Source organism: Alkaliphilus hydrothermalis (assembly GCF_016908555.1).
Taxonomy (GTDB): Bacteria; Bacillota; Clostridia; order Peptostreptococcales; family Natronincolaceae; genus Alkaliphilus; species Alkaliphilus hydrothermalis.
Genome location: NZ_JAFBEE010000019.1, coordinates 15729 through 36432 on the forward strand (window position 1 = coordinate 15729; position 20704 = coordinate 36432).

A 20704-nucleotide genomic window follows, 5' to 3' on the forward strand; every position below is an offset into this window, starting at 1 on the left:
GATATTATGCATGAAATGGTCATCGGTGAATCCCACTGATGACCTTAAAATTGAACTATAATCTAAAATCTAGAATATGAAACGTAAAGCAATTTACACCACAATTTCCCCAGAAATAAACTTTTGAGTAATGGGATTTTGACTATTTAAAATAATCTCATCCACCTCACCACTTTCAACAATCTCCCCCTTATTCATATAGGCAAGATGGCTACATAGTCGTTGAACCTGTTGGAGATTATGGGTTACCATAATAATGGTGGGGGAATATTTTGCATGGTAGTTTTGAATACTCTTTTCCAAGATCAACATAGAAGCAGGGTCGATATTGGCTGTAAATTCGTCCAAGACCAATAGAGAAGGTTTTAAAATCAACCCCCTAGCCAGGGCAACCTTTTGGGCTTCACCCCCCGACAAAGTCCATGCCTTTTGGTCTTTTAAATGAAGAATCTCCATTTCCTCCATGATCTCCATCACCCGTCTATGGATTTCCTCCTTTGCCACCTTCCTTAGTTGGAGGGGATAGGAGATATTATGATAGACGGTGGTTAACAGGAGATAGGGCTTTTGAAAGACTAAAGTCATATCCTTCGATAGCTCAGCAGTAAAGGAAGACCCGTTATATAAAACCTCCCCTGTGGAGGCATCTTCTATATTGGCAACAATTTTGGCTAAGGTACTTTTTCCAGCACCATTAGGACCAATGATTCCAAGAAAGGTTTTTTCAGGTAGATAGAAGTCTTCGATATCTAAAATTAATTTATCATCATATAATTTCGTTAAGTCTTTGATCCGTAGTTCCATAGTGGTCCCCCTTAGTCTGCCTGTAAATGATACAGGATTGAATTGATGATAAAGGACAGTAGTAGCAAAACAATACCAATGGCAATGGCACTTTCATACTCTCCCATACTTCGTAGCATGGCAATGGTGGTGGTCATTACTCTTGTATGTCCCTTGATATTGCCTCCAACAATCATGACAGCCCCCACTTCTGAGATGGCTCTACCAAAGCCAGAGACGATTCCTGTAAAGATACTAAAACGTAATTCCTTGATTAGGAGGATTAGTGTTTGTAGCTTGTTAGCCCCCAATGTCTTGGCAACCCTTTTGATTTCCAGACCCTTTTCCTTTGTACCATTGTAGAGAATACCAGTAATGATGGGGGTCACCAGAATCGCTTGGGCAATGACCATAGCAGTAGGGGTAAAGGCTAGTCCGAGATGTCCTAGGGGACCTTTGCGGGATATAGATAAATAGACAATCAACCCCACAATAACTGGTGGAAGACTCATCATCGTATAAATACTGCGAACTAAACTCCTTTTCAAGAAAAACTCTTTTGTACCAATGATAATCCCTGTAGGAATAGCCAAAATAGCAGCAATGATAGTAGAAGAGAGGGAGACAAAGAGGGAGAGGTAAATCACCCCATAGACCTCTGGCTCCAATGAGAATAACAGCCTAAAGCCATTGATAACACCATCTAAAATTTCCTTCATGTAAACTCCCCCTAAACTACTTGTGATGATTTATTTTGCATTTGGTATAAATAGCGATTGACCATATGTATCCTTGCCAAATTCCCCAATTAAGGATTGGCCCTTTTCCGATAAAATCCAATCAATGAACTTTTCAGCACCTTCATTATTTATTTTATCATTTTTTTCTGGGTTTACAGCAATAACTCCGTACTGATTGAAAAGTTTAGAATCCCCTTCAACCACAATCTTTAAATCTAAATCATCCTTCATAGAAAGGTAAGTAGCCCTGTCGGTTAAAGTATATCCCTGCATCTCACTTGCCATTTGAAGAACTGCCCCCATACCTTGACCAGCTTCAACATACCACGCTCCACCAGCTTCTAACCCTACTTCTTTCCAGAGTTTTAATTCCGTTTTGTGGGTTCCAGAATCATCTCCTCTAGAGATAAACTTACATTCTTTTTGACGGATAAGGGTAAATGCCTTTAAGATATCAGCAGAAGCTTCAGTAGATAAAGCGGCAGCATCATCCTTAGGACCGACTAAAATAAAATCATTGTACATAACATCATACCGTTCGACACCATGTCCGTTGGCAACGAATTGTTCTTCGGATGATTGAGCATGGACTAACAATACATCTGCCTCTCCATCTTCTCCCATCTTTAAGGCTTGACCAGTTCCCACTGCCACAACCTTGACTTCAATTCCCGTGTCCGTTCTAAAGATTGGAAGAATAGCATCTAAAAGTCCACTGTTTTCTGTACTGGTGGTGGTGGATAGGATAATGATTGATGATTCCTGTGGAGTTGAGGGAGCTTCACTGGAGGCATCAATGGAATGGCTAGATTCACTGGATTGCTCCACCGAGAAATAGATACATCCCGTAAAATTAGTTGCAAAAAACAATAGACAAATCATAAAAAATAATACTTTGGTGATTTTAAATTTAAACATGTAAGGTATCCCCCTTGAATTTTAAACAGAATAGACCTAGATTAGATCACAGATCAAACAAGTACAGCTGATAAACTTGCTAATAAAATAAAAAGATTCACCCCCTGACCTAGTACTCTTATTGAGGTGGCCGAAGGCAAAACAAACATAAAAAAATGCCCCAAAAAGGGCATCAACAAACAATACAACAATCCAGTGTTGTATGATTTTATGACTCCTTTCCACCATGGGAGGCATTATCGTTTCCAACAATACCCTATAGGCTTATCCTCCATAAAACCCTTAGATTCCTTAGGAAAATAAACTCGGAGATATTAACTTGTAATGTAAGTTTATTATATTAGGAATTATATGTAAATTAAGCATACTACATGATAAGTGAAGAATGTCCCTTATAAAAGTTCAATATTTAATAAATATATGCCAAGCACAAACAAATAGAAGCGAGTAGTTGTAGAAAAATAAAAACTCGGAATGTACTCAGCGGAGTCAATATATAGACATATTCTGATCATAACTAGTTGGAAGCGCTTCATATATTTCCCTCGTATGACTTTTAAGATATTACAAAAAATACTAGTGAAGGGACTATACAATGAAAAGAGGTGTCAACAAATGAATAGAGGTCCTATAGATCAAAACGCAAGAAGAGCCTTTACTACATTTAAAGAAGAACTAGCAAACGAACTAGGAATCAATAGTGAGCTTAGTACCCAACGAAACCAGCAGGCTAAAAGCATGACAAAGAGAATGGTGAGGATGGGGGAAGGTAGATTAAATAAAAAATAGTATAAAAATAAAAAACATATGTAAAATCAAAGGACTAGCAATCTACGTTCTATATGCGTAGTTGCTAGTCTTATTGTTTCTAGAATTCTATTAGATGGTCTTTCCTCGGAGAATGATAAATATATAGATTTTACATTTTACATTAAGATTTATAGGATTAAATTTCTTTAACTAAAGCTAATTTACCTTCCATTTTTTCTTGACGGAAACCCATTTTTTTAAGATAACTCACGTGTTTTGGTTCATTTGTAAAGGTATAAAGACGTTTGATACCCTTCTCAACAAAGTGCTGGCGATAGTCTTGGTATAGGTATCTGCCAATTTTAAAATCCCGATAGGCAGGGACCGCATAGTCCACATCTATAAATAGAGTTTCAGGATCTTTTTGAGTTGCAATAAAGATGCCAGCTGGAACAAGGTTTCTTAATATGTAGAAGCTGAAGGTATCATCTGTAAATTCACCAGTAAAGGAAGGGGAAAATTGCTTTATTTCCTGTAAATAAAAATCTAAAAAAGCCTTTAGATATTGATCATTTTTACCGATTTTAATAACCTTAAAGTATTCTTTTTCTGTATAGATTTTATAAAGATAATAAATATTAATAAAAAAGATAAAAAGATTGATAAAGCCTACAGGCATAGCTCCAATAGAAAAACCATAGACGGTGAATAGGGCAGAACCAAATAGGTTGTAGATTCTAAGCTTCACGATTGAACTCATCAGTAGGGAAATAGCAACTAATATAGACGCTGCATACCCCAACCATTCTAATAACAATTGATTATCCATGTTGTTGTCCTCCACATCTTAATTTCTAGAAAGTAATTATTATTATACAATAAATCTCTTGCAAAATATATTATATTTTAAAGTTTTAGCCTTTATGATATAAATTATGATAAAATGATAAGGATACAGAAAATAAAGGAAAAAATATAGGGGATAATAAATTAAATCAAATTTTAAAAATATAAAAAAAAATATAAAAAGAGGTGTAAGCTTTGTCATTACATATTGGAAAAATTAATCAATTAAAAGTTGCTAGAAAAACCAAGTATGGTGCATTCTTAGAATCTGAAACTAACCATAGAAAAGAGGAGGATGTACTATTACCTCAAAAGGAAGTAACCGATGAACTTAATGTGGGGGATTTGGTAGATGTTTTTGTCTATAGGGATTCGATGGACAGAATCACAGCCACTTTTAAAAAGCCCTACGGACAAGTAGGGGAATTAGCCTATTTAAAGGTTGCAGACCTTACTGGTATAGGAGCTTTCTTAGACTGGGGATTGGAAAAGGATATTCTACTACCCATCAGTGAGCAAACAACTAGAGTGAGAAAGGGTAACTCCTATCTTGTAAAAATCTATATTGATAAGAGTAAGCGTCTGTGTTGTACAATGAACATAGATGAAGATTTGCAAACGGGTGCTCCCTACAAGGCAGGGGATTTAGTAAAGGGAACAATCTATAGTGTTAATCCTAGAATGGGTCTTTTTGTAGCGATTGATAATAAATACTATGGCTTGGTCCATAAATCAGAAACCCTAAAGAACTATCAAGTGGGGGATCAAGATAGCTTTAGAATCATCAAGGTTCGTGAGGATGGAAAAATTGATTTATCTACCCAAAAACTAGCCCATCAACAAATGGACGAGGATGCTGAAAATCTCCTTTACCTAGTAAAACAACAGGATGGATTCTTACCCATCAATGATAAGAGTGACCCAACGGTGATTGCTAAATATATGCCCATCAGTAAAAATGCCTTCAAGAGGGCTTTAGGAAAATTATTGAAGGAAAAGAAGGTTGTTCAAGATACTAAAGGGATTCGATTGTTGAAGAAGTAAAGAACTTAACGACAAAATAATCGAATTATTATATAATTCTGATAGTATCAATAAGGAAGATAGGCCCTTTACAAAAAGAATTCAGTAGTCTATAATCAAACTGAAGAATAAGAATACAAAACTTAATATTTTTTTGCTGGGGGTGCCGTTAATGGCTGAGAGGGAAACATTTCCTAACCCTGTGAACCTGATGTAGTTAGTACTACCGTAGGGAAGCGTGTGGGCAATTTGTTCATTTTGTATAAATTTATATGAACAGGATTGTTGTTAAGTCAAAATACAGAGCTTACCTAATGAGGTGAGCTTTTTTTATTGCAATTAGATAAGAGACACCCTAGTGTAATCAGAAAACATTGTGAAAAAGAAAAGGAAAATGGAAAGGAGGAGTCCTATGTTGATAAATGGTAAAAAAATGAAATTTCAACCTAACGTCACTATCCTAGAGGTTTTGAAGGAGTTAAAGCTCAACCCTGATGTAGTTGTAGTTGAAGTCAATCATGAGATCATTTCTAAGGAAAAACACCCTTCTTGGATTTTAAATGAAGGAGATCGAGTTGAGATTGTGAGCTTTATTGGTGGAGGGTAAAAGCAGATGGCCGAAATCTATGATTTCGTGGCAGTCGCTTTGTTATAAACCGAAATACTAATCTCAATGGTTTCTTTTCATAAAAAATTAGTATGTAGGTTTCTAACATCCTTAATATGATGGCCGAAATCTATGATTTCGTGGCAGTCGCTTTGTTATAATACATAGGGAATTATGCACATTTAATTTCATATATACATAATTTCCCGTAATGTATTTCAACGAAGTCTACCTTAAATGGTATAAAGGATTTCGTTATAAACCGAAATACTAATCTCAATGGTTTCTTTTCATAAAAAATTAGTATGTAGGTTTCTAACATCCTCTTTTAGTTACGGCATAATTTCAAGTGCGTAGTGGTGTAGGAGTGAAGAAACTAGTAGAAAAAAAGGAGCTGAAAAGATGGATGAGTTAATAATTGGCGGGGTCTCACTAAAGAGCCGACTATTGATCGGTACAGGGAAATATGCCAGCAATCAAATGATGCCAAAGGTAATTGAAAGCTGTGGCACACAAGTAGTGACCATGGCGGTAAGACGGGTCGATTTAGAGGGAAAAGAAGAAAACATTTTAGAGTACATACCAAAGGATATTGTTCTACTACCCAATACCTCCGGGGCTAGAAATGCCGATGAAGCCGTGAGGATTGCTAGGCTAGCAAGGGCAATGGGCTGTGGAAACTGGATTAAAATTGAGGTTATTTCTGATAACAAATATTTATTACCTGATAACTACGAAACCATCAAGGCTACAGAGATCTTGGCAAAGGAAGGTTTTGTGGTATTACCCTACATGAGTCCAGATTTAATGGCGGCAAAGGCAATGGAATCAGCAGGAGCAGCAGCAGTCATGCCCCTAGGAGCACCTATTGGAACAAATAGAGGGCTAAGAACAAAAGAATTAGTACAAATTTTAATAGATGAAATAAAAGTTCCCATCATAGTGGATGCAGGAATCGGAAAACCATCCCAAGCAACTGAAGCGATGGAGATGGGGGCGGCTGCCGTATTGGTAAATACAGCTATTGCATCTTCTTCAAACCCGATCGAAATGGCTAGAGCCTTTGGTTTAGCAGTAGAGGCTGGTCGTTTGGCCTACTTATCAAAGGTAGGGCCACAGGCAAGATTAGCCAATGCATCTTCGCCATTGACTGGATTTTTAAGAGGGGTTGAGGAATAATGAGCTTTTTAGAAGAAAGCTTATCCTACAAAGGATTAGACTATGGGGCTTTTTTTAGTAGCATTACAGGGTCGGACATATTAAGGATTCTACAACAGCAAAAGCTTAGTCATCTGGACTTTTTAACCCTCCTATCTCCAAAGGCAAGTAACTATCTAGAGGAAATGGCTCAGAGGGCCCATGAATTATCGGTACAATACTTTGGAAAGACCATACTTCTTTATACCCCAATGTATTTATCAAACCATTGTGTTAATCGTTGTGCCTATTGTAGTTTTAACGTAGACCATGATATCAAACGGGATAAACTGACCTTAGAGGAAATTGAAGAAGAAGCAAAGGCAATTGCAAAGACAGGACTAAAACATATTTTAATCCTCACAGGAGAATCACGAAAAGAGACCCCTGTTTCCTATATTTTAGAGGCAACGAAGGTACTGAAGAAATACTTTAGTTCCATTTCCATCGAAATCTACCCCCTTTCTACAGAGGAATACATGCAGGTAATCGATGCAGGGGTGGACGGACTGACTATTTATCAAGAGGCCTATGATGAGGATGTCTATAAAAAAGTTCATTTAGCTGGGCCCAAAAAGGACTACCATTTTAGACTAGAAGCAGCAGAGCGGGCATGTGAAGCAAAAATCAGAAGTGTTAATATAGGAGCATTGCTAGGTCTAGGTCAATGGAGGCAGGAGGCCTTTATGACGGGACTCCATGCCAATTATTTACAAAACAAGTACATGGATGTAGAAGTCAGTGTGTCTTTGCCAAGAATGCGCCCCCATATTGGAGCCTTCGACGATTTGGATTTTGTGGATGATCGTGATCTTGTTCAAATCCTACTGGCACTGAGGATCTTTTTACCCCATGGAGGAATTACCATTTCCACTAGGGAGATGGCGAACTATCGGGATCATCTCATTCCCCTTGGAGTCACTAAGATGTCGGCAGGTGTCACCACAGCAGTAGGGGGACATAGTAGCCAAGAGGAAGGCACAAGCCAGTTTGAGATAGGGGATCATCGTTCGGTGGAGGAAATTAAAGAAGCCATTATTGGAAAGGGCTATCAGCCAATTTTCAAGAACTGGATGCCTATTTAGGGAGGTGGAGGAATGAAGCTCTATCGTATTATAGATGTAAATGTGAATCGTGTATCGGAGGGAATACGGGTTTTAGAAGACATTTCTAGATTTATATTGGAAAATCCTAAAATGACTGAGGAACTAAGAAAGCTCAGACATGGGGTACGGAAAACCTTAAGTCATATCTCATTAAAGGAATATCGAGATGCTGCCAATGATATCGGTTTTGAAATATCTGCAAAGAGTAGCCTTGATCACAAGGAAAGCATAGAAAACTTAGTGGAGGCAAATTTCAAGCGGGTACAGGAGGGAATCAGAAGTATTGAGGAATCCCTAAAGGTGATTGGTAATCGGGAGGCATCTAAAGCCTACGAAGTCCTACGATATCAATTCTATGAGTTGGAAAGAACATTTGCCCTCAAAAGACCAGTATTAGACACAGACCTCTATGGCATCACGGGAGAAGCCTTTTCAAATGGGCGGGACAATATCCAAGTAGTGGCAGAAATGATAAAGGCTGGAATCAAGGTGATTCAATACAGGGAAAAGGAAAAATCTAAAATAGAGAAGTATCAACAATGCCTTGAGATTAGAAGGATGACAGCGGAGGCAGGTGTGATCTTTATTGTTAACGACGACCTTGACTTGGCTCTTGCAGTAAAGGCAGACGGGATACATATCGGACAAGAGGATGTACCCTATAAGGAATTAAAGAAGCTATCGGGGAATCTCATAGTGGGGGTATCCACCCACAACCCTCAGCAGGCACTGCAGGCAGAGGCAGAAGGGGCAGATTACATTGGAGTAGGGCCTATGTTTGCCACCAATACTAAAAAGAATGTTGAAGAATCCGACGGACTGGAGTATCTAAAGTGGGTGGCGGAAAATATCAAAATCCCCCATGTTACCATTGGTGGAATCAATATTAGTAATATTGCCAGTGTCAAGCAGAGGGGAGGACGTTGCTTTGCTATGATTTCAGAAATTGTTGGAGCTGAATCAATACCAGAGAAAGTGAAGGAAATCAGAAGCATCTTAGGGGATTAAAGGTGTGAGAAAACTGCTTCTCAGGTATTGGTTCATAGGTTACATTGGAAGAATTTTTTAGTTTCTTGAATCTAAGGCTTTCGACAAGCAGTTTGAATAGGCTTTTGAATAGACGACATGAACACCAGAAAATATATTGTAAAAGGAGATTGATTAGGATGAGTTATACAACCCAAATGGATGCTGCAAAGAAGGGGATCATTACGAGAGAAATGGAGATTGTTGCCCGTAAAGAAAATATGGATGCGGAAGTACTTAGGGAATTAGTTGCAAAGGGACAGGTGGCTATCCCTGCCAACAAAAACCATAAATCCATTGACCCAGAAGGAATCGGTACAGGTCTTAGAACAAAAATCAATGTAAATCTTGGTATATCAAAGGACTGTCCAAGTATTGACGCTGAGTTGGAAAAGGTGCAAACAGCAATAGACATGAAGGTAGAAGCCATCATGGACTTAAGTTCTTTTGGTAAGACAGAGGAATTTAGAAAAAGATTAATTGACATGTCTCCAGCTATGATCGGGACAGTGCCCATGTACGATGCAGTAGGTTTCTATGATAAAGAATTACAAGATATTACAGCTCAAGAGTTTTTAGATGTTGTAAAGAAACACGCAGAAGACGGAGTAGACTTCGTGACAATTCATGCTGGGATTAATAAATCTACAGCAGATATCTTTAAGAGAAACCCTAGATTGACTAACATTGTTTCAAGGGGTGGCTCTTTACTATATGCGTGGATGGAGTTAAACAACCAAGAGAACCCTTTCTATGCTTACTATGATCAGTTATTGGATATCTGTGAGGAGTATGATTTAACCCTAAGTCTTGGAGATGCATGTCGTCCTGGTAGTATCAATGACGCAACAGATGCCAGTCAAATCCATGAGTTAATTATATTAGGAGAGCTTACCCTTAGAGCATGGGAAAGAAATGTTCAAGTAATGATTGAGGGGCCTGGACATATGGCAATCAATGAAATCGCTGCAAATATGCTATTGGAAAAGAAGCTTTGTCATGGAGCTCCCTTCTATGTATTGGGACCAATTGTAACGGATGTTGCCCCTGGATACGACCATATCACCAGTGCAATCGGTGGAGCTATTGCTGCCAGTAGTGGAGCAGACTTCTTATGCTACGTGACACCAGCAGAGCATCTAAGACTTCCAAATCTTGATGATATGAAGGAAGGAATTATCGCTTCAAGAATAGCAGCCCATGCAGGAGATATTGCAAAAGGCATCAAAGGAGCAAAAGAATGGGATTATAAAATGAGTAAAGCAAGACAAGAGTTAAACTGGGAAAGAATGTTTGAACTAGCTATAGATCCTGAAAAGGCAAGAAGATACCGTAAAGAATCTATGCCAGAGCATGAGGATAGCTGTACAATGTGTGGAAAGATGTGCTCCATGAGAAACATGAACAAAGTAATGGCGGGGAAAAACATCAATATCTTAAGAGAAGATGATTAATTAATGCTAACCTTAATTACCAATAGAAAGATTGTCAAAGAAGGAAATTATTTTAGCACCATCAAAAAAGCTATAGAGGGTGGTGTAGACGCCATTATCCTAAGGGAAAAAGACATACCCAAAGAGGAACTCCAATCTATAGCAGAAGGAGTCAAGGAAATCATTGGAGAACGAAAAGTATTATTAATCATCAACTCCAATATAGAGATAGCAAAGGCTGTAGAGGCTGATGGGATTCAACTAAGCTTTGATACCTTTATAAATGAAAAACTTCACGTTGGGTTTGAAGGGCTAGTGGGGGTATCGGTCCATAGTCTCCAAGAGGCACTGGGGGCAGAAATGAGGGGGGCTAGTTATGTTCTAGCCAGTCATGTCTTTGAGACTGCCTGTAAAGCTGGACTAGAGCCCAAGGGGTTGAGGCTTATTAAAGAGATCAAGGAAAAGGTGTCTATTCCTGTAATTGCCCTTGGAGGAATTACTCCTGAGAACGTAAAGGATGTAATGGACCTTGGAGTTGAGGGAGTGGCTGTCATGTCGGGTATTATGGCGGCAGAGGATGTTTTTGAGGTTGTTGAGATGTTTAAGAAGATGATGAGTTAAAGACCTTCACCCACTTGGGTGAGGGTTTTTGAGTGAGTATCTAAACTAATAAATGAAGACTAATAAATGAAGTAAGAATAATTGATAAAAATAAAGGATTGTTAGTTGATGTGTAGAATAACTTATATGATTTATTGACAAAATCAAAGAGACAACTAACAGAAACCCATGGGGACCCCTTTGCAGTAGCCCAAGGATATATCTATTTAGAAGTTTATTTTGATACTGGAAGCTACAATGGTTCTGAGAAAAGAAAAGTAGACATTAACGGTGGGGAAGTTATGTCCTTACCGTACCAAGAATAGAATAATAGATTAAGAATGAATAGCAGAGGTTAAGTATTTATCTACTGCTATTTTTAATAGAAGTACTTGGATGAATTGTTAAATTCAATAAAAGAAGGATAAAAGTTGAATCTCAAGTATTGGTCGTTGAAGGGAGCGGGTTAGATGAGTTTTTATGACTTTTCAGCAAGAGATATTTACGGAGAGGAAGTGAGGATGGAACAGTACAAAGGGAATGTTGTGTTGGTGGTTAATACAGCCAGTAAATGTGGATTAACTCCTCAGTTAAAGGGATTGGAGGAAATTTATCGACAACATAAAGATGGTGGTCTACAGGTATTAGGTTTTCCCTGTAACCAATTTGCTAATCAAGAATCAGGTAATAATAAGGAAATTCAAGATTTTTGCCAACTGAATTATGGAGTTACTTTTACAATGTTTGAAAAGATAGATGTAAATGGGGAAAATGCCCATCCCCTGTATAAATTTTTAAAGTCCCAGACAAAAGGAATCTTTAGTAAAGAAATTAAGTGGAATTTTACAAAATTCTTAATAGACCAAAATGGGAATGTGATCAAAAGATATTCACCAATAACGTCCCCGATAAAAATAGAAAAAGATATTGAAAAACTAATACAAACAAAGCGTTAATTTGGATCATATTAAATCTTCATCTCATAAAAGTGGAGACTTTTTTTTGAAGGATTATTATCAAATATATGGAATAATACACTAGACAATCTAATAGAAATAAGTACTTATTGCAGGATTCAGTGAGAAAAAATGAGGGGGATAAAAATAGAAAAGGATGTCTTAATGAGTTTCAATAGGACTTAAAAAGAGTGGTAGGACTGATAAGCCAAGACCTAAAAATTAGGGGGTGCATTATGGAACTGTTGATTAAAAGAACGAATTTAGATGAAGTAGAGGAACTACTAGAAATTCAGAAAAGTGCTTTTCATGAGGCTTTGGAAAGATATCAAGACTACGATACAAGCCCTGCAACAGAGGCAAAAGAACGACTTCAATACAAAATACAGCATTATCACCATTACACCATATATATGGATGATGAGTTAATAGGCGGGGCAGAGGTTCGAATCAAGTCAGTATCCCATTGTTACCTAAATAGAATCTATGTAAATCCTACCCATCAAGGTAAGGGAATAGGAAAAAAGGTGATGTTGCATTTAGAGGGGTTATACCCACAGGCAACCACTTGGAGCTTAAACACCCCCCATATGGAATATAGGAATCATTATCTGTATGAAAAAATGGGTTATAGAAAGATTGGGGAAGAAGCATTTTCAGATAAAATGAATCTCTTTTATTATGAGAAGGTCAAGTAACGAACTGTTAAGTGTTGTTTTATATGCAGTTATTGGAAACAAAAACAGAATAATAAAAGGAAATAAAGCTATTATGTTGAATATAAAATTCATAATAGCTTTTATTTTTTGACAATAGGGCGGTGTGGAGATTGAGGTTGCGTAATTTTTTTGTGAGGACAGTATTAAAGGATTGGTAATGTATGTGATATCAGGGATTAAAAAGAACTTAGCTAATTGTGGAATTAAGAAAAACTTGATTCATTAACTATTTGCTTACAGATGTAATTGATTAAGGGAGGGTTTTTTAATGACAATATTTAATTTAACACCCTACAAGCATTTATTACCAGCTTATGGGGAATTAAGAGTTCAAGAAAATCGAACAAGAAATATTATTATAATGGATGGTAAAATCACAAAGAATGAAGTAGGCTCTAAAAAGGGTTTATCTGCTAGAGTTTTATCGGGAGGTATTATGGGATTTGCAGCTTCTGAAACAATTTCAGAGTCAGAGGTGAAGAAAGTACTTGAAAAAGCTAAGAGAAATGCCGACTATTTAAAACCCTTTGAAAAGAATACCCAAGGAGCACTTCAGTTTAATCCATTTCAACATAGCATGGACCTAAGTACAAAAAAGAGTCTACGTTCAACATCGGAAATCTTACGGTTTCTAATGGAGGTGGATGCCTATATCGCTAAAACTTACCCAGATCTAAAAAGTCGAATGGTTCGTTTAATTGAACTGGATATGGAAAAGGATCTAATCAATACCCCAGGCAGTGTATTATATTCCCTTTGGACTCGTTCCCACATCTATATCAGAATGATTAAAGAAAAAGACGGGATACCTTACTCATATTATGAAATATTAGGTGGTGCTGGGGATTTTGAAGATCATTTTGAAAAACCAGAAGATCTATATCCAACAGTGGATTTAGCATATAAACGTCTAGTGGATAAAACGGAAGCTGTTGAGGCAAAGGCGGGTATGGCGGATGTGATTATCGGTAGTGAGCTTACTGGAATCCTTGCCCATGAAGCAGTAGGACATACGGCAGAAGCCGACACTGTGTTATCGGGTTCCTTCATCGGTCATTTAGTGGGGCAACAGGTGGCAAATGAAAAGGTATCTTTAGTGGATTTTGCCAACACCTACAATGGAGAACTTTTAGCAATGCCTGTCTTTATAGATGATGAAGGGACAAAGGCAGAGGATGCAGTGATTATCGAAAATGGAATACTAAAAGGATTTATGCACAATTTACAATCGGCTGAAAAGCTAGGGGTTAAGCCTACCGGGAATGCCCGTGCATTTGATTTCTTTGATGAACCTCTGATTAGGATGAGGAACACAGCTATTTTACCAGGAAAAGATAAGATAGAAGACATGATTGCTTCAATTGAAAATGGCTATTATATCATGAGTTCATCCAATGGACAAGCCGACAGTACTGGTGAATTTATGTTTGGGGTTCAATTGGGTTATGAAATTAAAAATGGAAAATTAGGAAGAGCATTGAAGGAAACCACTGTCTCAGGGATGGCTTTTGATGTACTAAAAAGCACTACTATGTTGGCGGATGATCTACAATTCTTTAACAATGGATATTGTGGTAAAAAGCAAATGATGCCAACTGCCGATGGTGGACCAACTTTAAAATGTCGTATGAATATTGGAGGTAACTAAGATGAAATATAAAGGGATTATAGATGAAACAATCGCATACTTAAAGGGGCTTGGAGCCGATGAAGTAGAGGTGAAATTGTCCGAGAGTGATGACTTTGAAGTCTACGGGAATGCAGGGGTGCTGGATTTAGTCCGTTCTGTAGAAAATGCAGTGTTGAATGTGACGGTCCTAAAGGATCAAAAACGAGCCAATACAGTCATCAATGATCTTTCGAAAGAAAATCGCGAAAAGGCACTAGTCGCTCTAATGGCTTCTGTATCCACTGCCGAACCCGACCCCGCCTATGATTTATCAGCTGTAGAAACCCCAAAGCATATTGTAATGGGGAAAAAACCAGAAGGGGAAAAAGAAATAGAGGATATCAAAACGAAACTAACCCAGATGACGGCGGAGTTTGTGGATTCCGTAAAGGCTGATTTTCCAGCAGTGATGTTGGTGGAAATGGGAACTAACTACAAAATGAAGACATCCGTCCTAAAAAATACAAAGGGGACTGAACTTCTGGAAGAACTTTATGGATATGAAGTTGGAGCAATGTTCAACGCAGTAGATGAAGAAAAGAGTTCTTCTTTTAACTATGTAATGAGTACGCCAACTGGCCTTGATGAGCCATTTTTAAACAATACATACTGGAGAGATACAATTGGAAGAAATGAAAAAGAATTGAATGCAGAACCCTTCAACGGTAGATTAGAGGGAAATGTAATGTTTGCCCCTACAGTGGTGGCAGAGTTTCTTAGTGAGTTGGAGGAATTAGCACTAAAAGACAATGCCTTTATACAGGATTATTCTAAATGGAAGAATTCAATCGGAGAACAGGTATGCGATGCTAAATTAACTTGGCATTCTGCTCCCCTATCGGATGAAGTTGGTGGAGGTTATGGGATTACAGAGGATGGATTCCCTGTAGAAGATGTAACTGTAATCGAAAATGGAGTATTAAAGAGTCATCTACTTTCTTTATACGGTGCTAATAAATCTGGCAGAAAGCGGGCAGGGAATCAGGGGGGCATCTTCCTAGTTGAGCCTGGTACTACTTCCCTTGAAAAAATGATCTCTGGAATAGATAGAGGAATTTTAATCTCTCGACTTTCTGGGGGACAACCATCGCCAAACGGTGATTTTTCTGGAGTTGCAAAAAACAGCTTCTTGATTGAGAATGGTAAAATTGCTGGAGCGGTATCAGAAGCAATGGCAACCTTCAATATATTTGAAGTTCTAAAAGACATTGAGGCACTTTCCATAGAAAGACATGATGCAGGTTTCTTTAAGATCCCATATCTAAAGAGTAATCGAGTATTGGTGACGGGGAAATAGGTAGTCATGGTAGAACAGATTGTCTACATCATCACATATGATGAGATTAAAGCAAATACATACGTAACAACAAGAATTGAGATAGGAGATGAAAAAATGAATCGAATGAATCTAATCACTTTAGGGGTAAAGGATATTAATAGATCACTATATTTTTATAGGGATGGACTGGGCTTTAAGACATCCGTCAAAGAGGACAATCCTGATATAGTGTTTTTTAAAAATAACGGAACAAGATTAGCCCTGTATCCATTGAAGGAACTGGCAGAGGACATCAGTAAAGAAAATCCACCAACAGGACAAGGATTCTCTGGAATTACATTAGCCTACAATGCTAAATCAAAGGAAGAAGTGGATGGGATTTTTCAACAGGCTAAAGAGGCAGGAGCCACCATTGTAAAAGAGCCTCAAATGGTTTTCTGGGGGGGATATAGTGGCTACTTCACTGATCCTGATGGTTATTATTGGGAGGTAGCCTACGGAGACATGTGGCAGTTTGATGAGCAGGATATGTTGGTGATTGATTAGGACTCAGATATCAATCTATAGTTGCAAATTGTAATTTAAGTTAGGTTAAGTAAGTTAGTAAGTCAAGTCAAGTCAAGATAGAGAATTGGGGAAAAGGAAAGCTTCCTTTAGTCTTTAGTTTGAAGGCGACTATAAGATAGGTAGGTAAGACAATGAGGTCAGATATAGTCATAAAAGAAGTTACAAAAGAACATTCTAATGAATATGCTCAAATCCCTATGTTGGGAAAGTTTTCATCTAAGTATGAACTACAAAAGGTTGATGGAGGCTTAGGTGGAATCCTTTTTAAAGAAGTAGAAATAGAGGAATATATAAAAGATATTGGTCTGGACCAAGACCCTTTTGAGTGGGAATCGAGTTTTGATTTAAGTAATTGGGGATTTTTTATTGTCTACCATCAAGATAAACCAGTGGCTGGAATTACTTTGGCCTTTGATACTGAGGGAGTCAATATGCTGGCTAAAAGAAAGGACCTGACAGTAGTATGGGATATTAGGGTAGCCCCAGAGTACAAGGGTATGGGGATCGGAAGTCAGTTGATCAACGCTGCTAAAGCGTGGGCTAAGGAAAGGAACTGTACTCAACTGAAAATTGAAACCCAAAACAATAATGTGGCTGCTTGTAAATTTTACAAAAGTCAAGGAGCTGTGTTGGGGGAAATCAATGAATATGCCTACTATGGTGATATGGATGACGAAGTGATGCTGATTTGGTATATAGAATTAGAATAGCATTTACAACTGTTGCAGGAAGGGTGGATAACCAGAAAAACCCTGAATTATAGTTTCGAAAAAGTGGTTCTATAGGATATGATATGTGGTGGGCTTTGAGGAAGGAGTACTACTTGAATGAACTTTGACACACTGGCTTATGTGGCAGAAAAAATTAACAATCAAAATATCAGATGGGGGCTAGGGGGATCTCTAGTCCTTCATCATTATGGTTTAATCGACGACCCAAATGATATGGATATATTAGTATCACTTGGTGATGCTGAAGCATTAGACGATGTATTGCAATCTATAGGGGAGAGGAAAGAAAAAGAAGCTACCTTAACCTATAAAACTAAGTTCTTTAATCAATACAAAGTAAAGACTATGGATATAGATGTGATGGGGGGCTTCACCATTAAGCATAGTCGTGGAGATTATGAATTTCCCTTTGACGAAGAATCCATCATTGGGTGTATGGAAAGGAAAGGGGTTAAAATCCCTCTGACCTCCCTAGAGGATTGGTATATAGTCTATCAGTTGCTCCCCAATAGAGAAGAAAAGGTAAAGCTCATAGAAGAATATTTTATAAAACATGGAATAAAGCACCACCAATTAATTGAAAGAGCCCTGCAGATGTGTCTGCCACCGGAGGTAATATCAAGGACTAAGGAGTTATTAGCGGAAGTGGGATAGACAAGCAGTTGTATAGAGGGATTTTCTATACAACTGCTTTATTAATGTTATAAATAATATTGAGTTGAATAAAGGAATAGTAGTACAAATATGAGAATCCCCTGCATATGATTATATATGAGTATGACTAGTTAATGCTTCTAGCTTAACTGATACAGTGTTACTGCTCATGAATTTATATAAAGGGGTGAGTTATTATACAAGATATTATTAGTGTCGTCATGAACAAATGTAAACAATGTTATTCTTGCGTAAGAAATTGCCCAGTTAATGCAGTTCAAATAAGCAATGGACAAGCCAGTATCATTCATTCCAGATGCATCAATTGTGGTAAATGTGTTAAGAGTTGTCCTCAAAACGCAAAAATAATTATAGATTACAAAAAACATACCTTAGAAATGCTAAGAAACTGTGAAAATGTCATTGCATGTCTGGCTCCTTCCTTTGTAGCTAGTTTTTATCCCTATTCATATAAAAAGGTAGTTGGTGGACTAAAGCAGTTAGGGTTTAGTCAAGTATGGGAAGTGGCTGTAGGTGCTGAGGTATTGAGTAGACAGTTAGACGAATTTATGATAAAGAATCAAGAAAAAACCTTCCTCAGTACCGCTTGTCCCGCCTTTGTCTCAATGATTGAAAAACACTATCCAGAGTTGATAGAACACTTGCTACCTTTTATATCACCCATGATTGCCACTGGAAAAATCATAAGAGAGAAATATAAGGATGGGGATTCAGCTTTAAAAATTGTCTTTATAGGACCTTGTATTGCAAAAAAATCAGAGGCTTTTGAACCGCAGGTAAAGGGGATCATTGATAGTGTATTAACCTTTAAAGAAATGAAGGAGATTTTTAATGAAGAGGCCATAGACCTGACTAAAGTAGAAGAGGGGGAAATCGACGGTGCAGCCTCCGACAAAGGTAGGCAGTTTGCCCTATCCACAGGATTAAAAAGCAATCTTAATATCCTACAGGGGTTAAACAGTCTTCAATATGACTCCATACATAACGATCGGGAATGTCTACAAATGATTGACGCCATATTAGAAGATAAGCTCCAGATGGAGTTAATAGATGTCCTCCTATGCAAAGGTTGTATTGAAGGACCTAGGATTGATAGCTATTTAAACTATTATGAAAAAATCAATGTCATTAATCATTTTCATCAAGAAAAAACAAAAGAGCCAATGGAAGTAAAATCGGATATTGATCTATCTAGAACTTTTAAAAATAGAAGAAGTATTTTACCATGGCCCTCAAAAGGTGACATACAAAAAGTTTTAAATCAAACAAATAAATATAGCAAAGAAGATGAACTAAACTGTGGAGCCTGTGGCTATAGTACATGTGAAAATAAGGCAGTGGCAGTCCTTCAAGGGATTGCCGAAGTAGACATGTGTTTGCCCTATCTATTAGATAAAAAAGAAAAGTTGTATAACACCTTAGCAGAAAAGTTTAAGGAAATAACCACCCTGAAGGATGAGCTGGAGATCATTATCGAGTCCTCCTATGATGGAATTGTCGTAACAGATGGTGATGGGAGAATACTAAAAAGCAATAAGGCATGGAATAAAATGGTGGGGTATAAAGAAGGAAATAATGATGAAATAATTCATGAAATGGAAAGTAAGGGAATTATTCTGCCCTCAGCAACATTACTAACATTGAAGGAAAAAAGGAGAATATCCTTTATTCAAAATACCTTTAACAATAAAAAGTATTTCACCACTGGCACCCCTATTTTCGACGAAGGGGGAAATATTAAGCGGGTTGTTACCAATATTAGAGATATTGATGAACTGAACAAATTAAAAACTCAAATCGAAGAAACCATGAGACTAGAAAAAAATATCATGTTCAGGATCTCAATAGGGCTAAGAATTGTGAGTTCCAGAGTGAAAACATTGTTGCCAATAGTATTGAGATGGGGGAAGTCCTCCATACTGCCAGTAATGTGGCATCTGTAATTTCTACTGTCCTTATTCTCGGGGAGTCGGGGGTAGGGAAAGAGGTTGTGGCGAAACTCATTCATAAATTAAGCAAGCGAAATGATAAAGCTTTGATCAGCATCAATTGTGGTGCAATACCAGAAAACTTGATAGAATCAGAACTCTTTGGCTATGAAACAGGTGCCTTTACAGGAGCCCAGAGGAAGGGGAAAGCTGGATTAATTGAACTAGCCCATGAAGGAACCCTCTTTCTTGATGAGGTTGGGGAGCTGCCCCTAAATCTACAGGTGAAGCTATTGAGGGTAATACAGGAAAAGAAACTGATGAGACTAGGGGGGCTATCCGAAACAGAAGTCGACGTAAGGATCATCGCAGCCACAAATAAAAATCTTTTCAAGATGGTACAGGAGGGCAAGTTCCGATCTGACCTCTATTATCGCCTCAATGTCGTACCCATAGAGATTCCTCCCCTGCGGAAGAGAAGGGCAGATATCATTCCCCTATGCTATTATTTTATAGAAAAATACAATCGTAAGTACAGGTGTAATAAGGAGCTTACCCCAGAGGTGGAGGATATTTTCAAAAGATATAGTTGGCCTGGGAATGTGCGGGAGCTAGAAAATGTCATAGAAAGATTGGTGGTCACTACTCAGATGGATGAAATTGACGAGAAAAATTTACCTTTATTTTTCATAGAAGACAATCAGAGCGTCTATGAACGGGTAAAATTAGAGGGAATTATCCCTTTAAAAGAAGCCTTTGAAGCATTGGAGAGAAAATTGATTGAAAGGGCATATAAGAAATATAAGAATACCTATGAGATGGCGGAGGCTTTAGGGGTTAATCAATCGACAGTCGTTAGAAAAATCCACAAGTATATCAAAAGTAATGCATTGAAGCATGATTAGATGCACCAGCGCATTAAAAGGAAGTGATGAAATCAATCACTTCCTTTTTTTTATGCAGTAGGGAATCATTGGGCTGCTCTTCATTGCTAAGGAATCAAGAAAAATATTAGGCAAATAAGTAGCTGAAAACTAGATGAAAACTAGTCTCTACAGAATAATAAATTAAATATTCTGAAAATTTTACAAATAGGACAACTCCATTGCCAAATCTGGCACGATACATGCGATATATATTAGCAACAAGAA

Annotated in this window: 22 protein-coding genes and 2 riboswitches; of the genes, 18 read left to right on the forward strand and 4 right to left on the reverse strand. The window is 37.7% G+C overall.

What is annotated here, in order from left to right:
• Positions 1-93 precede the first annotated feature (93 nt).
• From JOC73_RS11955 to JOC73_RS11965, 3 genes are read right to left on the reverse strand one after another with little or no spacing between them, the layout of a single operon-like run.
• Complete coding sequence (locus tag JOC73_RS11955; protein ID WP_204403540.1) at positions 94-804, reverse strand: ATP-binding cassette domain-containing protein; 711 nt, start codon at positions 802-804, stop codon at positions 94-96.
• Positions 805-815: 11 nt separating this feature from the next.
• Positions 816-1502 carry an ABC transporter permease gene (locus tag JOC73_RS11960; RefSeq protein ID WP_204403542.1) on the reverse strand — a complete coding sequence of 229 codons (687 nt, stop codon included), beginning with the start codon at positions 1500-1502 and terminating at the stop codon, positions 816-818.
• A 30-nt stretch (positions 1503-1532) separates the two neighbouring features.
• On the reverse strand, positions 1533-2441 hold the full coding sequence (locus JOC73_RS11965; RefSeq protein WP_204403544.1) for a substrate-binding domain-containing protein: 909 nt from the start codon (positions 2439-2441) through the stop codon (positions 1533-1535).
• A gap of 198 nt (positions 2442-2639) precedes the next feature.
• A riboswitch (molybdenum cofactor riboswitch) is annotated at positions 2640-2764 on the reverse strand.
• 292 nt (positions 2765-3056) lie between these two features.
• On the opposite strand from JOC73_RS11965, the gene JOC73_RS11970 reads away from it, so the two are divergent.
• Complete coding sequence (locus JOC73_RS11970) at positions 3057-3230, forward strand: small, acid-soluble spore protein, alpha/beta type (RefSeq protein ID WP_204403547.1); 174 nt, start codon at positions 3057-3059, stop codon at positions 3228-3230.
• A gap of 157 nt (positions 3231-3387) precedes the next feature.
• Here the strand turns inward: JOC73_RS11970 and JOC73_RS11975 are convergent, their stop codons facing one another.
• Entirely contained in the window at positions 3388-4020 is a 633-nt protein-coding gene (locus tag JOC73_RS11975) for a GNAT family N-acetyltransferase (RefSeq protein ID WP_204403548.1), read from the reverse strand.
• Positions 4021-4232: 212 nt separating this feature from the next.
• Between JOC73_RS11975 and JOC73_RS11980 the strand changes: the two genes are divergently transcribed.
• The 17 genes from JOC73_RS11980 to JOC73_RS12060 all read left to right on the forward strand — a co-directional run bounded on the left by JOC73_RS11980 (position 4233) and on the right by JOC73_RS12060 (position 20458).
• Positions 4233-5081 carry a CvfB family protein gene (locus JOC73_RS11980; RefSeq protein ID WP_204403549.1) on the forward strand — a complete coding sequence of 283 codons (849 nt, stop codon included), beginning with the start codon at positions 4233-4235 and terminating at the stop codon, positions 5079-5081.
• A 128-nt stretch (positions 5082-5209) separates the two neighbouring features.
• A riboswitch (TPP riboswitch) is annotated at positions 5210-5312 on the forward strand.
• A 160-nt stretch (positions 5313-5472) separates the two neighbouring features.
• Positions 5473-5667, forward strand: coding sequence for a sulfur carrier protein ThiS (thiS, locus tag JOC73_RS11985; protein ID WP_204403550.1), 195 nt, complete (start codon positions 5473-5475; stop codon positions 5665-5667).
• Positions 5668-6069: 402 nt separating this feature from the next.
• Positions 6070-6846 carry a thiazole synthase gene (locus JOC73_RS11990; protein ID WP_204403551.1) on the forward strand — a complete coding sequence of 259 codons (777 nt, stop codon included), beginning with the start codon at positions 6070-6072 and terminating at the stop codon, positions 6844-6846.
• Positions 6846-7949, forward strand: a complete 1104-nt coding sequence (gene thiH / locus JOC73_RS11995; RefSeq protein ID WP_204403552.1) for a 2-iminoacetate synthase ThiH — start codon at positions 6846-6848, stop codon at positions 7947-7949. The genes JOC73_RS11990 and thiH overlap by 1 nt, the downstream gene beginning before the upstream one ends.
• Positions 7950-7961: 12 nt before the next feature.
• The gene (thiE, locus tag JOC73_RS15430) at positions 7962-8978 is read left to right on the forward strand and encodes a thiamine phosphate synthase (protein ID WP_204403554.1); all 1017 of its coding nucleotides are present in this window, start codon (positions 7962-7964) and stop codon (positions 8976-8978) included.
• 158 nt (positions 8979-9136) lie between these two features.
• Complete coding sequence (gene thiC / locus JOC73_RS12005; protein WP_204403556.1) at positions 9137-10450, forward strand: phosphomethylpyrimidine synthase ThiC; 1314 nt, start codon at positions 9137-9139, stop codon at positions 10448-10450.
• Between the two features lie 3 nt (positions 10451-10453).
• Entirely contained in the window at positions 10454-11050 is a 597-nt protein-coding gene (locus JOC73_RS12010) for a thiamine phosphate synthase (RefSeq protein ID WP_204403559.1), read from the forward strand.
• A 134-nt stretch (positions 11051-11184) separates the two neighbouring features.
• A complete protein-coding gene (locus JOC73_RS12015; protein WP_204403561.1) occupies positions 11185-11355 on the forward strand; it encodes a hypothetical protein in 171 nt (56 codons plus the stop codon).
• 144 nt (positions 11356-11499) lie between these two features.
• Positions 11500-11985 carry a glutathione peroxidase gene (locus JOC73_RS12020; RefSeq protein ID WP_204403564.1) on the forward strand — a complete coding sequence of 162 codons (486 nt, stop codon included), beginning with the start codon at positions 11500-11502 and terminating at the stop codon, positions 11983-11985.
• 236 nt (positions 11986-12221) lie between these two features.
• Complete coding sequence (locus JOC73_RS12025) at positions 12222-12683, forward strand: GNAT family N-acetyltransferase (RefSeq protein ID WP_204403566.1); 462 nt, start codon at positions 12222-12224, stop codon at positions 12681-12683.
• Between the two features lie 289 nt (positions 12684-12972).
• Entirely contained in the window at positions 12973-14352 is a 1380-nt protein-coding gene (locus JOC73_RS12030; protein ID WP_204403569.1) for a TldD/PmbA family protein, read from the forward strand.
• Between the two features lies 1 nt (position 14353).
• Positions 14354-15670 carry a TldD/PmbA family protein gene (locus JOC73_RS12035; RefSeq protein ID WP_204403571.1) on the forward strand — a complete coding sequence of 439 codons (1317 nt, stop codon included), beginning with the start codon at positions 14354-14356 and terminating at the stop codon, positions 15668-15670.
• A gap of 6 nt (positions 15671-15676) precedes the next feature.
• On the forward strand, positions 15677-16198 hold the full coding sequence (locus tag JOC73_RS12040; RefSeq protein WP_330613183.1) for a VOC family protein: 522 nt from the start codon (positions 15677-15679) through the stop codon (positions 16196-16198).
• Between the two features lie 152 nt (positions 16199-16350).
• Entirely contained in the window at positions 16351-16929 is a 579-nt protein-coding gene (locus JOC73_RS12045) for a GNAT family N-acetyltransferase (RefSeq protein ID WP_204403573.1), read from the forward strand.
• Positions 16930-17046: 117 nt separating this feature from the next.
• Positions 17047-17604, forward strand: coding sequence for a nucleotidyltransferase family protein (locus JOC73_RS15180; protein ID WP_243427963.1), 558 nt, complete (start codon positions 17047-17049; stop codon positions 17602-17604).
• A gap of 221 nt (positions 17605-17825) precedes the next feature.
• On the forward strand, positions 17826-19568 hold the full coding sequence (locus JOC73_RS12055) for a [Fe-Fe] hydrogenase large subunit C-terminal domain-containing protein (protein WP_279381057.1): 1743 nt from the start codon (positions 17826-17828) through the stop codon (positions 19566-19568).
• Positions 19526-20458 carry a sigma-54 interaction domain-containing protein gene (locus JOC73_RS12060; protein ID WP_204403577.1) on the forward strand — a complete coding sequence of 311 codons (933 nt, stop codon included), beginning with the start codon at positions 19526-19528 and terminating at the stop codon, positions 20456-20458. The genes JOC73_RS12055 and JOC73_RS12060 overlap by 43 nt, the downstream gene beginning before the upstream one ends.
• Positions 20459-20704: the final 246 nt, after the last annotated feature.